The organism is Actinacidiphila acididurans (assembly GCF_016918855.1).
Taxonomy (GTDB): domain Bacteria; phylum Actinomycetota; class Actinomycetes; order Streptomycetales; family Streptomycetaceae; genus Actinacidiphila; species Actinacidiphila acididurans.
Genome location: NZ_JADKYB010000023.1, coordinates 115,190 through 128,942, shown reverse-complemented (window position 1 = coordinate 128,942; position 13,753 = coordinate 115,190). Strand labels below are relative to the sequence as shown.

Annotated in this window: 16 protein-coding genes; 12 read left to right on the top strand and 4 right to left on the bottom strand. The window is 73.4% G+C overall.

The features are described from left to right. Positions 1-4 precede the first annotated feature (4 nt). The 5 genes from ITX44_RS32775 (at position 5) to ITX44_RS32760 (ending at position 5,182) form a co-directional block, all read left to right on the top strand. A complete protein-coding gene (locus ITX44_RS32775; protein WP_205362023.1) occupies positions 5-943 on the top strand; it encodes an NADP-dependent oxidoreductase in 939 nt (312 codons plus the stop codon). Positions 944-1,126: 183 nt separating this feature from the next. Then, a complete protein-coding gene (locus ITX44_RS43145) occupies positions 1,127-1,303 on the top strand; it encodes a putative leader peptide (RefSeq protein ID WP_372441059.1) in 177 nt (58 codons plus the stop codon). 114 nt (positions 1,304-1,417) lie between these two features. After that, positions 1,418-2,623, top strand: a complete 1,206-nt coding sequence (locus ITX44_RS32770) for an LLM class flavin-dependent oxidoreductase (RefSeq protein WP_205362022.1) — start codon at positions 1,418-1,420, stop codon at positions 2,621-2,623. A gap of 22 nt (positions 2,624-2,645) precedes the next feature. After that, positions 2,646-4,037, top strand: coding sequence for an NtaA/DmoA family FMN-dependent monooxygenase (locus ITX44_RS32765; RefSeq protein WP_205362021.1), 1,392 nt, complete (start codon positions 2,646-2,648; stop codon positions 4,035-4,037). Next, entirely contained in the window at positions 4,034-5,182 is a 1,149-nt protein-coding gene (locus tag ITX44_RS32760) for an LLM class flavin-dependent oxidoreductase (RefSeq protein ID WP_205362013.1), read from the top strand. The genes ITX44_RS32765 and ITX44_RS32760 overlap by 4 nt, the downstream gene beginning before the upstream one ends. A 286-nt stretch (positions 5,183-5,468) precedes the next feature. Here ITX44_RS32760 and ITX44_RS32755 read toward each other — a convergent pair whose 3' ends face one another. Continuing rightward, entirely contained in the window at positions 5,469-6,185 is a 717-nt protein-coding gene (locus tag ITX44_RS32755) for a TetR/AcrR family transcriptional regulator (protein WP_205362010.1), read from the bottom strand. A 148-nt stretch (positions 6,186-6,333) separates the two neighbouring features. Here ITX44_RS32755 and ITX44_RS32750 point away from each other — a divergent pair, with 148 nt between their 5' ends. After that, a complete protein-coding gene (locus ITX44_RS32750; protein ID WP_205362008.1) occupies positions 6,334-7,047 on the top strand; it encodes an SDR family oxidoreductase in 714 nt (237 codons plus the stop codon). Positions 7,048-7,178: 131 nt separating this feature from the next. After that, positions 7,179-7,397, top strand: coding sequence for a nuclear transport factor 2-like protein (locus ITX44_RS32745; protein WP_205362007.1), 219 nt, complete (start codon positions 7,179-7,181; stop codon positions 7,395-7,397). A gap of 246 nt (positions 7,398-7,643) precedes the next feature. On the opposite strand, the gene ITX44_RS32740 is transcribed toward ITX44_RS32745, so the two are convergent. Continuing rightward, positions 7,644-8,105 carry a hypothetical protein gene (locus tag ITX44_RS32740; protein ID WP_205362006.1) on the bottom strand — a complete coding sequence of 154 codons (462 nt, stop codon included), beginning with the start codon at positions 8,103-8,105 and terminating at the stop codon, positions 7,644-7,646. Positions 8,106-8,302: 197 nt separating this feature from the next. On the opposite strand from ITX44_RS32740, the gene ITX44_RS32735 reads away from it, so the two are divergent. Both ITX44_RS32735 and ITX44_RS32730 read left to right on the top strand, forming a co-directional pair. After that, positions 8,303-9,190, top strand: a complete 888-nt coding sequence (locus ITX44_RS32735) for a helix-turn-helix domain-containing protein (RefSeq protein WP_205362005.1) — start codon at positions 8,303-8,305, stop codon at positions 9,188-9,190. A 277-nt stretch (positions 9,191-9,467) separates the two neighbouring features. After that, complete coding sequence (locus ITX44_RS32730) at positions 9,468-10,034, top strand: hypothetical protein (RefSeq protein ID WP_205362004.1); 567 nt, start codon at positions 9,468-9,470, stop codon at positions 10,032-10,034. A gap of 42 nt (positions 10,035-10,076) precedes the next feature. Here ITX44_RS32730 and ITX44_RS32725 read toward each other — a convergent pair whose 3' ends face one another. Further along, positions 10,077-10,862 (bottom strand): SDR family oxidoreductase, encoded by a 786-nt coding sequence (locus ITX44_RS32725; RefSeq protein ID WP_205362003.1) that lies wholly within the window; start codon positions 10,860-10,862, stop codon positions 10,077-10,079. A 58-nt stretch (positions 10,863-10,920) separates the two neighbouring features. On the opposite strand from ITX44_RS32725, the gene ITX44_RS32720 reads away from it, so the two are divergent. Both ITX44_RS32720 and ITX44_RS32715 read left to right on the top strand, forming a co-directional pair. Next, entirely contained in the window at positions 10,921-11,367 is a 447-nt protein-coding gene (locus tag ITX44_RS32720; protein ID WP_205362002.1) for a MarR family winged helix-turn-helix transcriptional regulator, read from the top strand. Between the two features lie 137 nt (positions 11,368-11,504). Then, a complete protein-coding gene (locus ITX44_RS32715) occupies positions 11,505-12,251 on the top strand; it encodes an SDR family oxidoreductase (protein WP_205362001.1) in 747 nt (248 codons plus the stop codon). 33 nt (positions 12,252-12,284) lie between these two features. On the opposite strand, the gene ITX44_RS32710 is transcribed toward ITX44_RS32715, so the two are convergent. Continuing rightward, a complete protein-coding gene (locus ITX44_RS32710; protein WP_236062120.1) occupies positions 12,285-13,019 on the bottom strand; it encodes a uracil-DNA glycosylase in 735 nt (244 codons plus the stop codon). Positions 13,020-13,335: 316 nt separating this feature from the next. Between ITX44_RS32710 and ITX44_RS32705 the strand changes: the two genes are divergently transcribed. Then, positions 13,336-13,707 (top strand): DUF488 domain-containing protein, encoded by a 372-nt coding sequence (locus ITX44_RS32705; RefSeq protein WP_205361998.1) that lies wholly within the window; start codon positions 13,336-13,338, stop codon positions 13,705-13,707. Positions 13,708-13,753 lie beyond the last annotated feature (46 nt).

The window sequence follows — 13,753 nt, the reverse complement described above, 5'->3', positions numbered from 1 at the left end:
GACGATGCCCACCGCGTACGTCTACACCGCGATCGGCGGCCCGGAGACCGAGGCCTTCGCCGAGGTCCCGGAACCGGTGCCAGGACCCGGCCAGTTGCTGGTCCGGGTGCGGGCGGCGGGCGTCAACCCGGCGGACTGGAAACGCCGTGCGGGGCACCTGTCCCCCGGCGAGGCGCCGCCGCCGCTGCCGGCCGTCTTCGGCCGGGAGGCCGCCGGCACCGTCGAGGCGGTCGGCGAGGGTGTCACCGGCTTCGGGGTCGGCGACGAGGTGTTCGGGCAGCCGGTCGGCGGGGCGTACGCGCAGTACGTGCTGGTGCCGGCGACCCAAGCGGCGCACAAGCCGGCCGCCCTGGCCTGGACCGACGCGGCGGTGCTGCCGATCGCGGCCGGGACGGCGTACGACGGGCTGCGCCAGCTCGGCCTGCCGGCCGGGGCGACGCTGCTGGTCAACGGGGCCGGCGGCGGGGTCGGGGCGATCGCGGTGCAGCTCGCCCGGCACGAGGGGCTGACGGTGATCGGCACGGCGAGCGCGGCCAAGGCCGACTTCGTGACCTCGCTCGGCGCGGTCCACGTACCGTCCGGGCCGGGTGTCGCCGACCGGGTGCGGGCCGCCGCGCCGGACGGCCTCGACGGCCTGTTCGACCTGGTGGGCGGGGAGCCGCTGCGCGAGCTCGCTCCGCTGCTGCGCGAACCGGCCGGGCTGATCACCGGGGCCGACCGGGCGACCGCGGCCGAGCTGGGCGGCTCCGGCATCGTCCGGCACCGCACCACCGAGGTGTTCGGCACCGTGGGCCGCCTGGCGGCCGAGGGCGTCTTCAGCACCTCTGTCACCCAGGTGCTCCCCTTCGCCGAGGCCGGCCGCGCGCTGCGGGCGGTCGAGGAGGGCCACACCCGGGGCAAGATCGTGCTGGACTTCGACGCACCTGACACCCAGGAGCGGTAATACGGCGGGTGGCGCGGTCCGCGGGACCGCGCCGCTGCGCCGGACCCGCCCGGGAGCCTTCCGCTCTCCGGACGGGGATTGCGCGGCGGCACCGCGGCGAGTTAGCTTCACGCGACACGGCAGTGTCGTCAGGGCGGGTTCCACAGGGCACGTCCGACAGGGCAGGTTCGACAAAGGGCGGGGGTGACGGCGGTGCCGACGACGAACCGGACCGCGGCCCCGTACCGGCCCGGCGCGGACACCTCCCTCTTCCGCCTTTCCGCCGTGCGCACCCTTGTCGCCCGCGGGCCCGTCGTGCACCTGTACGGGCGCCAGCACATCGATCTGCAGCGAGTGGCCGGCGCGCTCTGTAGCCGCTGATCCGACTCCCCCCGCGACGCGACTTCCCGCACCTTCCCGCCGTACGGGCCGATGCCCGTACGCCGCTTTCCGTGCCGTCGCGTTCGCCTCCGGTCGATCGAGAAAGGCACCCCCATGTCCGCATCCCCGCTCCATCTGGCCGTGGCGCTCAACGACGCCGGCTGGCACCCCGCCGCCTGGCGGGAGCCGGACGCCCGGCCCGGCGAGCTGTTCACCGCCGGCTACTGGGCCGACCTGGTCCAGGAGGCCGAACGCGGCCTGCTCGACTTCGTCACCTTCGAGGACTCCCTGGCCCTGCAGTCCCACGACCCGCTGCTCCCCGACGAGCGCACCGACGAGGTGCGCGGCCGGCTCGACGCGGTCCTCACCGCGGCCCGGGTGGCCCCGCTGACCCGGTCGATCGGGCTGGTCCCGACCCTGGTCGCCACCCACACCGAGCCGTTCCACCTGTCCAAGGCGATCGCGACCCTGGACTACGTCAGCGGCGGGCGGGCCGGCCTGCGGGTGCAGATCGCCGCGCAGCGCCACGTCGCCGCGCACTTCGGCCGCCGGGACCTGCCGCAGGTGGGGCTGACCGACCTGGCCGGGCCGCGGCCGCCGCAGATCGTGGAGGACCTGTTCGACGAGGCCGCCGACTACGTGGAGGCGGTGCGCCGGCTCTGGGACAGCTGGGAGGACGACGCCGAGATCAGGGACGCGGCCACCGGCCGGTTCGTGGACCGCGACAAGCTGCACTACATCGACTTCGAGGGGCGCCACTTCAGCGTCCGCGGCCCCGCGATCACCCCGCGCCCGCCGCAGGGCCAGCCGCCGGTGGCGGCGCTCGCGCACGCGGCCGTGCCGTACCGGCTGGTCGGCCGGGCCGCCGACATCGGCTTCGTCACCCCGCAGGATCCGGGTCAGGCCGCCGCGATCACCGACGGGATCCGCCGCGAACAGGAGGCGGCCGGGCGGGCGGCGGACACGGTGCACGTCTTCGGCGAGGTGCTGGTGTTCCTGGACCGGACCGAGGCCGAGGCCAGGGCCCGCCGCGACCGGCTGGACGCGCTGCTGGGCGAGCCGTACACCAGCGACGCCTTGGTCTTCACCGGTACCCCCGCGGGCCTGGCCGACCTGCTGCTGGAGCTGCGCGAGGGCGGCCTGACCGGGTTCCGGCTGCGCCCGGCCGACGCGGTCCACGACCTGCGGGCGATCACCACCGGGCTGGTGCCCGAACTCCAGGACCGCGGCGTCTTCCGCCGCTCCTACGAGGCCGGCACGCTGCGCGGCCTGCTGGGCCTGCCCCGCCCCGCCAACCGTTACGCGCCCGCGGGCGCCTGACCGGGAAGGACCCGCACGAGCCATGACCAGCGACCGCAAGCAGATCCATCTGGCGGCCCACTTCCCCGGCGTCAACAACACCACCGTGTGGAGCGACCCGGCGGCCGGCAGCCACATCGAGTTCGAGTCCTTCACGCACTTCGCCCGCACCGCCGAGCGCGCGAAGTTCGACTTCCTGTTCCTCGCCGAGGGCCTGCGGCTGCGCGAACAGGGCGGAAAGATCTACGACCTGGACGTGATGGGCCGGCCGGACACCTTCACGGTGCTGTCCGCGCTGGCCGCCGTCACCACCCGGATCGGACTGACCGGCACCATCAACTCCACCTTCAACGAGCCCTACGAGGTGGCCCGGCAGTTCGCCTCCCTGGACCACCTGTCCGGCGGGCGGGCGGCGTGGAACGTGGTGACCTCCTGGGACGCCTTCACCGGCGAGAACTTCCGGCGCGGCGGCTTCCTGGCCCAAGGCGACCGCTACGACCGGGCGGAGCAGTTCCTGCGCACCGCCCAGGAGCTGTTCGACTCCTGGCGCGGGGACGAAATAGCCGCCGACAAGGAGTCCGGCCGCTTCCTGACCGACCCGGCGGCCGGTGCCTTCCGCCACAAGGACCGGCACTTCGACATCGCCGGCCGGTTCAATGTGCCGCGCAGCCCCCAGGGCCGGCCGGTGATCTTCCAGGCCGGCGACTCCGACGAGGGCCGCACCTTCGCCGCGGCCACCGCCGACGCGATCTTCAGCCGGCACGCCACGCTGGAGGCCGGGCAGGCCTTCTACCGCGACGTCAAGGGCCGGCTGGCCCGGTTCGGCCGCACGCCGGAGGAGCTGCTGATCCTGCCCGCGGCCACCTTCGTGCTGGGCGACACCGACGAGGAGGCGCAGGAGCGGGCCCACGAGGTGCGCCGCGCCCAGGTCAGCGGGCAGACCGCGATCAAGCTGCTGGAACAGGTGTGGAACCGGGACCTGTCGGCGTACGACCCGGACGGGCCGCTGCCGGAGATCGACCCCGACACCGGTGAGCAGCACGTGTCCCAGGGCCGGGCGAGCGTCCGCATGGTGCGCGACCCGCTGGCCACCGCCCGGGAGTGGCGGGCGCTGGCCGAGGCCGAGAAGCTGTCGATCCGCGACCTGGTCATCCGCACCTCCGCCCGGCAGACCTTCATCGGCAGCGCGCGCACCGTGGCCCGCACCATCGAGGAGTTCGTGCAGGCCGAGGCCTCCGACGGCTTCATCCTGGCGCCGCACATCACCCCCGGCGGCCTCGACGAATTCGCCGACACCGTGGTGCCGCTGCTCCAGGAGCGCGGGGTGTTCCGGCACGACTACGAGGGCACCACGCTGCGCGACCACCTGGGCCTGCGCACCCCGGAGCCGGCCGGCGCCCCGGTCCGCTCCGGCGCTGAGGAGGCCGCCTCGTGACTCCGCCTCCTCCCGTCCCGCTGTCCGTCCTGGACCTGTCCCCGATCAGCGCGGGTTCCACTCCGGCGCAAGCACTCCACAACACCGTCGACCTGGCGCGGCACGCCGAGGCCGCGGGATACGCGCGCTACTGGCTGGCCGAGCACCACCTGACCACCGGGGTGGCGGGCATCTCTCCCGCGCTGGTGATCCAGCTCGTCGCCGCGGCCACCGAGCGCATCCGGGTCGGCTCCGGCGCGGTGCAGCTCGGCCACCGCACGCCGCTGTCGGTGGTGGAGGAGTTCGGGCTGCTGGACGCGCTGCACCCGGGTCGGATCGACCTGGGTCTGGGCCGTACCGGCTTCCGGCTGCCCGGTCCCGGCGGCACGCCACCGCCGCCGCGGCCGAAGCCCGCGCACACCGAGGACCGCTGGACCCCCGAGGGCCTGCTGCTCCCGCCGCCGTACGACGTCAGCAGCCTGATCGGCTCGCCGCTGCTCACCCGCTACGTGCGGCTGGTCCAGTTCCCCGGCGCCGAACTCCCGGACTACCGCGCCCAGGTGGAGCAGATCCTCGGCCTGATCCGCGGCGACTACCGGACCCCGGAGGGGCTGGAGGCGCACGCGGTCCCGGGCGAGGGCGCCGACTTGGGCGTGTGGGTGCTCGGCAGCAGCGCGGGCGCGAGCGCCGAGGCCGCGGGCGCGCTCGGCCTGCCCTTCGGCGCGAACTACCACGTGTCGCCTGCCGCGGTGTTGGACGCCGTGACCGCCTACCGCAAGGCGTTCGTGCCGTCCGGGAAGCTCGACAAGCCGTACGTCCTGGTCTCCGCGGACGTGGTGGTCGCCGAGGACGACGCCGCCGCCCAGCGGCTGGCCGCCCCGTACGGCCTGTGGGTGCACAGCATCCGATCCGGACGCGGCGCGATCCCCTTCCCCACCCCGGAGCAGGCCGCCGCCCACGCCTGGACCCCGGACGAACGCGCCCTGGTGGACGACCGGATACGCACCCAGTTCGTGGGCAGCCCGCAGACCGTGGTCGAGAAGCTGCGCGTGCTGCAACGGGCCACGCAGGCGGACGAGTTGCTGGTCACCACCATCACCCACGACCACGCGGACCGGGTCAGGTCGCTGCATCTGCTCGCAGAGGCGTGGGGGGTGCGGGGGTAGGGCCGGGAGCGGGCGGGCTCGGATCGGGGGTCCGACTGCGGCTCCGGCTCGTGCTCCGGGTCCGGCTCCGGCAACGGCCCGGTTCGGGCTCGGACTCCGGCCTCGGCTCCGGCTCCGGCTCCGGCTCCGGCTCCGGGCCTGGCTCCGGAATTGACCCGTCCGCAGGGCCGGACCGGTGGCCCTGCGGGCGGGTCGCCTCGGGTGCCGTCCGGGCGGCCGCGCGGCTCTCCCACGCGCCGGGCGACTCCGGACGGGCCGGGTCGATCGGCCGCGTCAATCCGCCGGTTCAGTCGGACGGGACCGGCGGGCCGGTCACGCCCGCCGCGTCCAGGAGGGCGGCCGCGGTGGAGACGGCGAGGCCGTCGAGGGCGTCGGCCTTGATCCCGGCGCGGGCGGCCCCGCCGTCGTAGACCAGGGTCAGCCGGCGGGCCAGCAGGTCGGGGTCCGCGGCGCCGGCGCGCTCGGCCTCGGCCCGGAAGAAGTCGGTGATCCGCTGCTTGGCGCCGGCGGCGACGACGCTCGCCGGGTGCGCCGGGTCCTTCAGCTCGACCTGGGTGGCCAGGTACGGGCACCCCCAGTAGTCGGGCAGGCCTGCGATCTCCTCCAGGCGCTCGAAGACGTAGAGCAGCCGGGCCCGCGGGTCCGCGGGCGCGCCCCGCGGCGGCATCAGACGTGCGCCGATACGGGCCTGCTGCCGGTCCAGGGCGGCGGCGAGCATGTCGTCCTTGCTGCCGAAGAGCTGGTACATGGACCGCTTGGAGACGCCGGCGGCCTTGCACAGCGCGTCGATGCCGATGCCGACGCCTTGGCGGTAGAAGAGGTCCGCCGCCGCGTCGAGCAACCGGTCGCGCGATGACGTCTTCACGGCGGTCCCGCCCGCGGCAGCCGCCGGGGCCAGCCGCTCTTCTGCTGCCCTGGGAGTCCCGGGCGTGCCGCCCCCGGCCCGCGAGGTCGTCTCCGCCCCGGCCGCGGGCCGCCGGGAGCTGGGCGTGGTGCTGCTCATATCGCCAGATTACCGCCTCGCCTTGGCATCGGAAACCGATCGGTATACGCTCGGTGGAAACCGATCGGTTTCCGATCCGACGGGAGGACCGCCCCTTCCGCCGGCCCGGGGCCGTACCCGCCACACCCGCTCACGAAGGGCAACCGTCATGCAGATCAAGGACTCCGTAGCGCTCGTCACCGGCGCCAACCGCGGCCTCGGCGAGCAGTTCGTCCGCGCGCTGCTCGACGCCGGAGCGGCCAAGGTCTACGCCGCCGCCCGTGACCCTAAGAAGGTCACCGTGCCCGGCGCGATCCCGCTCGCCCTGGACGTCACCGACCCCGAGGCCGTGCGCGCCGCCGCCGAGACGGCCTCCGACGTGACCCTGCTGATCAACAACGCCGGCTCCTCGACGGGCGCCGGCCTGCTCGACGGCGACTTCGCCGACTTCCGCCGGGAGTACGAGACGCACGTCCTCGGCACCCTCGCGGTCAGCCGGGCATTCGCCCCGGTGCTGGCCAAGAACGGCGGCGGCGCCGTCCTGAACGTGCTGTCCGTGCTCTCCTGGATCACCTTCCCGGGCAGCGCCGCCTACAGCGCGGCCAAGTCCGCCGCCTGGTCGGTGACCAACGCCCTGCGCGTCGGCCTGGCCGAACAGGGCACCCAGGTCACCGCGCTGCACGTCGGCTACATGGACACGGACATGACCGCGCACCTCGAGGTGCCCAAGGTCGACCCGGCGAGCATCGCCCGCATCGCCCTGGACGGCGTGGCCGCCGGCCTGCACGAGGTGGTCGCCGACGACATCAGCAAGCAGGTCAAGTCGGCCCTGTCGGTCGGCCCCGAGGCGCTGTACCCCGAGATCGCCGCGGCCTCGCGCTGATCCGTACGGCACCATCGCGTACAGCGGGCAGGACCCGGGGGGCGCCGGCGGCGGAGCGCGGCGCCCCTCCGCCGCCCCGGATTCTCGCGGGCACCTACGACCGCGACAGCTACGTCGAGATGCTCGGGCGCGTGGGCGGCTTCCTGCCGGCAGGGCCGCAGGTCGACGTCACCTCGGTCACCACGGACTCGGGCCACGAAGTGATCGAGGCGCACGTCACCGCCGTATCCGCCGCCGGCACCACGTACGACAACGCGCTTGTCCATGTCTTCGACCTCGAGGACGGAAGGATCAAGGCCGCCCGGGAGGACCTGGACACCATCCACGCGAGCGAGATCTTCGTCGCGTAGCGTGGCCCGTCATGACGCGACAGGCCGAGCCCGCGCTGCGAGACGCAGCAGCCACGCAGCAACGAATCCTCGCGGCCGCGACGGACGAGTTTGCCGGCCGCGGCTTGGCGGGTGCGCGCGTGGCGACCATCGCCGCAAGCGCACCCGCGACCCCGCCGCCCGGTCAGTCGGCGCTTGCGGCGGCCCGGCAGTCGTACGGCGGACGGCCGCACGGCTGCCGGGCGCAGGCACCACCAGGGACGGGCGTCAGTAACCGAAGCAGGGCGGCTCACCCGAGCCCGGCGCGGCCCCGGTGTTCACCCACGCGTCGGACACGAAGACCCACCCGGCGTACCCACTGAGGTCGTGGTAGGCGCCGTTGGGCGTCCGGTAGCCCTCGATGTCGTCCCAGACCTTGGTCGCGCCCCAGGGCCCGGTCACGCTCGCGTCCGTCCAGTAGCAGTCGATGTAGACGGTGCTGTTGTACGGGACCGTGGCCACCACGGGCCCGCCGGCGATGGGGCCTGCGGCACCGTTGGGGTCCCACCGGGCGTTGAGCCCGGCCGTCGCCGCCACGGTGCCCGTGTTGCTGTACGCGGACGCGGGCCCTGCCGCGAGCAGTGCCGCAGCCCCGGCCACCGCCGCCACCGCCAGGACCCGTCCGCCCGGCCGCCGCCGTGTCCGCCGGCAGGCGTCCCCGCGGGGCCGGCCCTTTGTGATCACTGCCACCTTGCCACCTCCGTCATCCGTCCCCGGCACCGTTGTCGGGGGCCTTGCGCACCGCCCCACGGCGGCACGGCAACCGATGGTGGGCGAGCGGGACTTCGGCCGACAGTGGACTGGGCGGACGCTGAACGACTGTGCACAATGAGCGCCGAACTGCCAGTTCACAGGGGGTGGGCATGCCTGGGCGCAGAAGAATGCCGTTGACCGGTCAGGGGCCGGTGACCGAACTGGCCCGCGCACTGCGCGAGTTGCGTGACACCAGCGGCATGACGCTGCGCGAACTCGCCCAGCGCAGCGGCTACTCGCAGGCCGCGCTCTCCACCGCCGAGGCCGGCCGGACCGTCCCCTCCTGGGACCTGATCTCCGCGTTCGTCCAGACCTGCGGGCAGGACCCCGTACTGTGGCGGGCCCGCTGGGAATGGGCGCGCATGGGCCCAAAGCGGGGGCCTTCTGCGGCTGCGACTCCGGCAGGTACGGAGACGGTGAGCGAGTTCGAACCGGCGGGTGGAGGGGAACCCCCGGCAGCCGAGGGCCGTACGACCGGTGGCCGCCCCTGGCGGGGAAGAGCACCGCTGGTGGCCGCCGTCGCCGGCGGCGCGTGCGGCCTGGCCCTGGTGGCCTTCGTCGCCTGGCCGAGCTCCTCCGGCGTGCACCGGGCGACGGCGGGGCGCCCCTCCGCCACAGTGCCCGTACCCAGCCGAACGCCGGCAGCCGACGGCACCGATCCGTACGACGACTCCTGCAAAGCCGACGAGAAGCAGCTCGACTGGCAGCCGGTCGCGTGGCCGGACGGAAAGACGTACGGCACGCTGATCCTGATGTACTCCCCGACGTGCCGCGCCGCGTGGGGATACCTCCAGGGCCCGGAGTCGGCCCGCTGGCGGACCCACGTCGACGCCCACCGCGATCCCGACCGGGCCCTCGCGCCCTCCAGCTACTCCGGCAACCAGAAACTGCCCGGAAGCTGGGGCAACGTCCTGTCCACACGCACCGGTTGCGTCTACGTGACCGCGCACGTCGACCGCGACACCCGCACCGGCCCAACCGCGCGTACCGCCTGCATCCAGCCCCAGCCCCCCGCGCCCTGACCGAGCCCGCCCTGGATGGCGACAAGGGGCGCGGATCGAACGGGCGAGGTGGGAGGCGCGCCGATCACTTCGGCCCTGCACGTTCACATGTACGCCGATGCCGACGGACCCAAGGGCCGGCCCACGACCGGCCTTGCCGGGGACCCCTCGGTACTTCCCGCGGAGTAGGCGGTGTGCCGCCCCGGGGACGACGAAGTCCGCACGGCCCGCGTCCAGGATCGGAGAGGACGCCTGAGTCCCGACAGGACACACACCGGACACCGAGGACCCCAGACCTGTGAGCACCCCCACCACCCGAACGACACACCCGCACCAGGCGGGCCGCCCGCGCCGCACCGGCACGCGGCTGCCGCCGCAGTGGCGCAAGGCGCTACGGGCCGCACACGTGACGGTCTCGATCGGACTGCTGGGCAGCGACGCCGCCGTACTCACCCTGGTCTCGGCGGGGCGGCTGGGCAGCAACCCCGTAACCGTCTACCCGGCCGCCCACTTGATCGGCCAACTGCTGCTCCTGCCGCTGGCCGTACTGGCCCTGGCCACCGGCGTCGCACTGGGCCTGCTCACGCCCTGGGGCCTGCTGCGCTACTGGTGGGTGGCCATAAGCCTCGCGATAACGGCCGGGGGCACCGCACTGGCCACCTTCGTGCTGGTCCCCGGCCTGGGGTCGGCGGCCTCAGCAGCGCTGGCCCGGCATCCTGTCGCCGACGCCACCGGACTGGTCCGCGATTCGGGCGCCGCCTGCTGCGTACTGATCGCGACGATCGCGCTCTCCTACGCCAAACCCTTCGGAACGGTGCGCCGCAAGCCCCGCCGCGCCGAACGCCCGGCCCCATCCACACTCTGAGCCACCGCGCAGCAACCTGGTGGTCGCCGTCTTCAGGAAAGGTCACTCCTCCGCGGTGCCGTCGGATCGGTGGACCGGCACGTCGAACCGGGTGGACATCTCCTCGAACGTGCGCTGTTCGGCGGCGCGTTGCTCGATGAAAGCGGCGGCTGCGGTCGGGCCGAAGCCGACCTCGGGGTGGGAGCCGTCGAGCAGGGGGAAGACGGTGTCGCAGAACTCGTCCGGGTCGGCGCCGTGCGCCTGGCCGGGGCCGGCGAGGGCGGTGGCCACGGCCGGCGGGATCAGTTCCACCACCCGGCACGAGGTGGCTGCGAGGGCGTGGCGCTGGTTCACGGTGTAGCTGTGCAGGGCCGCCTTGGCCGCGCTGTAGACGGGGGCGAAGGGCTGGGGAAAGAACGCACCGCCCGAGGTGACGTTGACCAGCACGCTGGGGCGCCGGTGGGCGAGCATCAGCGGGACGAGCAGCCGGCCGAGATGCACCGGTGCGGCCAGCAGAATGTCGATCTCGTTCTGCACCTGGGACCAGGCGGCGCGGTCCGAGGCGATGCCCACCCGCCGCTGGATCCCGGCGTTGTTGATCAGCACGTCCAGATCCGGCATGACCCGCCGGACGTGCTCCGCCAGGCGTCCGCGATCCTGCGGGTCGCCGACGTCGTTGGCGAAGGTTTCGATTACGGGCACGCGCTCGGCCACTGCGGCGAGCCGTTCGGAATTCCGTCCGGTGATCACGACTCGATGACCGGCTGCCGCGTACCGCTCGGCAAGGCCGAGACCGATACCTGAGGTGCCGCCGGTGATCAGAACCGATCGCTTCGTCGATGTTGTCATGTAAACAAGGCTGCCACTCGGATGTTTACATGGCAACTCGCCGCGTATTCTGGAGCGCATGACAGAGCCTCTCGACCCGACCGAAACGGCGCGCTGGACGGCGTGGAAACGCGCTCACGAGACCGTGCTGGAAGCCATCGGGGAGGAGATCCGGCACGCCGCGGGCATCTCAGTGGCCGATTTCTCCGTCCTGTCCCGTCTGGTCGAGAACGGCAGCGGACGCATGCCCCAGCACGACCTGGGCGCCATGCTCGACTGGAAACGCGCCCGCCTGTCCCGCCAGCTGACCCGCATGGCCGAACGCGGCCTGCTGCGACGTGAACCGGGCCACGGCCGCCAGCAACTCATCGCCGTCACCCCCCAGGGCGAATCCGCCCTGTCCGCCGCCCGCCCAGCCCACGCCCAAGCCGTCCGCCGCACCCTGTTCCAGCTCGCCGACCGGCCCGAAGGCGACTTCTGGCAGACCATCGGCGGCATCGCCGCCAGCCCGCAAGGCACGGCGTAGCGGCCAAAGGGATCCCCTGCCCCCGACCCCGCTCCGCTCATTCAGTGGTTTGCCGTGTGGGCGCCTGTCACAAACAGCTCCAGCACCCGGTCCCTGGTAGTGCAGAGAAACATGAGCACCACTGAGAGGACTCCATCATGAAGGTCGTAGTGATCGGCGGCACCGGGCTCATCGGGTCGAAGGTGGTCGAGAAGCTCAAGGCGGACGGGCACGAGGCGGTTCCGGCCTCCCCCAACACCGGCGTCAACACCGTGACGGGCGAGGGTCTGGCCGAGGTCCTCCAGGGCGCGTCGGTCGTGATCGACGTGTCCAACTCGCCGTCGTTCGCGGACGACGACGCCATGAGCTTCTTCCGTACCTCGACCGCCAACCTCCTCAAGGCCGAGGCGGAGGCCGGCGTGACACACCATGTGGCGCTGTCGGTCGTCGGCACGGACCGCCTCCAGCAGAGCGGGTACTTCCGGGCCAAGCTGGCCCAGGAAGAGCTGATCAAGGAGGCGGGAAGCCCGTACTCGATCGTCCACGCGACGCAGTTCTTCGAGTTCGTCAAGACGCTCGCGGACACGGCGACCGAGGGGGACACGGTGCGCCTGGCACCGATCAAGCTCCAGCCGGTCCACTCGGACGACGTGGCCGCGGCCGTCGCCCGCACCGCGGTCGGCACGCCGGTGAACGGCGTGGTGGAGGTGGCCGGCCCCGACGCGTTCCCGTACGAGGAACTCGTCCGTCTGCGGCTCGCCGCTCAGAACGACCCCCGCACCGTCGTCACGGATCCGCACGGCCTGTACTGGGGTATCGAGGTGACGGAGTCCACGCTCCTGCCCGGTCCAAACGCGCACATCGGGGAGACCCGGTTCACCGACTGGCTCGCGCGGCAGCGGTAGGCCTACGGGTGGCCCTGCCCACGGCGGCCCGGGTCAGCTGTCCGGTCCGTCGTGGCGGAGGCGGGTCGGGAGCCCGGCGAGGTCGGCTCCGCGGCGCAGTGCGTCGCGGAGCATGGCGGGGGTCAGGGTGCGGGTGGACATGTTGCGCTGGCTCGGGTGGTAGCTGCCGACCAGGTGCAGCGGCGATCCGCCGGCGGGATCGGGGAGTACGACCTCGGCTGCGTGGCCGAAGACCGGGCGCGGCCGGGGCACCTGCCATCCGGCGGAGGCGAGCACCGGCAGCAGCGCCTGCCAGGCGAACGCGCCGAGCACCACGATCGCGCGGAGGGTGGGCCGCAGCAGGTCCAGTTCGCGCGCGAGCCACGGCCGGCAGGTGTCCCGCTCCTCGGTGGTGGGCCGGTTGTCGGGCGGGGCGCAGTGCACCGGCATGGTGATCCGCACCCCGTACAGCTCCAGCCCGTCGTCCCGGTGGATGGCGGTGGGCCGGGAGGCCAGGCCGATCTCGTACAGGGCCGCGTACATCGCGTCGCCGGACGGATCGCCGGTGAAGGCGCGCCCGGTGCGGTTCCCGCCGTGCGCGGCCGGGGCCAGGCCGACGATCACCAGTGGCGCGTCCGCAGGGCCGAAACCGGGCACCGGACGCGCCCAGTACTCCCAGTCCCGGAACGCCCTGCGCTTGACCCGCGCGGCCTCCTCCCGCCAGGCCACCAGGCGCGGGCAGGCGCGGCAGTCGGCCACTGCCCTGTCGAGTTCGCCCGGCGAGGCCATCCGCGGAGCCGTCCGCGCGGGAAATTCGTGTGACGCGGGTGAGGGATCTCTGCCGGGCACACCGCGCTCCTTATCCGTACGATCCGTGCTTCGTATCTCCGTACGGCACATCGCCGCCCGCACCGTGCCGCGCGCCTGCGGTGACCCACCCCGCGCGATGCGTGCGGCTCCGCATGGCCCGGCCCCGACGAAACCCGGATGAACCCGGATGAACCCGATAAAATGGCCGAGTCGGGACCATCCGCCCCGCATCAGGGTACGGAGCTGTCCACCCGCTCAGGGCCGGGGCGGCCGACCGATCGGGAAGGGCGTCGTCATGGCCGGACAGATCGCTTTCCGCCGAGTCTACGAGGAGACCGCCCCGCGCGAGGGCAGGCGCGTGCTCGTCGACCGGGTCTGGCCGCGGGGCATGCGCAAGGAGGACGCGCACGTGGACGAGTGGCTGCGTGATGTCGCCCCGTCGACCGAACTGCGCAAGTGGTACGGCCACGAATCCAGCCGCTTCACCGAGTTCCGCCGCCGCTACCTGGCCGAGCTGCGCGACGCCGACCACCGCGAGGCCGCCGGCCGGCTCCGTGACCTGGCCGCGCACGACAAGCTCATGCTGCTGACCGCCACCAAGGATGTGGACCGCAGCCAGGTCGCCGTCCTCGCCGAGTGGCTGGCCAAGCCCCGCAGGCAGCGGTGACGGAAACACCCGTCGAGACCCGCCGGCGCCGTACAGGTGTCCGCCA

Bases quoted from the DNA above. Each gene is read 5' to 3' on its own strand.
- ITX44_RS32775 (WP_205362023.1), top strand. From the start codon at position 5: ATGCCCACCGCGTACGTCTACACCGCGATCGGCGGCCCGGAGACCGAG.
- ITX44_RS32770 (WP_205362022.1), top strand. From the start codon at position 1,418: ATGTCCGCATCCCCGCTCCATCTGGCCGTGGCGCTCAACGACGCCGGC.
- ITX44_RS32765 (WP_205362021.1), top strand. From the start codon at position 2,646: ATGACCAGCGACCGCAAGCAGATCCATCTGGCGGCCCACTTCCCCGGC.
- ITX44_RS32755 (WP_205362010.1), bottom strand. From the start codon at position 6,185: ATGAGCAGCACCACGCCCAGCTCCCGGCGGCCCGCGGCCGGGGCGGAG.
- ITX44_RS32750 (WP_205362008.1), top strand. From the start codon at position 6,334: ATGCAGATCAAGGACTCCGTAGCGCTCGTCACCGGCGCCAACCGCGGC.
- ITX44_RS32725 (WP_205362003.1), bottom strand. From the start codon at position 10,862: ATGACAACATCGACGAAGCGATCGGTTCTGATCACCGGCGGCACCTCA.
- ITX44_RS32720 (WP_205362002.1), top strand. From the start codon at position 10,921: ATGACAGAGCCTCTCGACCCGACCGAAACGGCGCGCTGGACGGCGTGG.
- ITX44_RS32715 (WP_205362001.1), top strand. From the start codon at position 11,505: ATGAAGGTCGTAGTGATCGGCGGCACCGGGCTCATCGGGTCGAAGGTG.
- ITX44_RS32710 (WP_236062120.1), bottom strand. From the start codon at position 13,019: ATGGCCTCGCCGGGCGAACTCGACAGGGCAGTGGCCGACTGCCGCGCC.
- ITX44_RS32705 (WP_205361998.1), top strand. From the start codon at position 13,336: ATGGCCGGACAGATCGCTTTCCGCCGAGTCTACGAGGAGACCGCCCCG.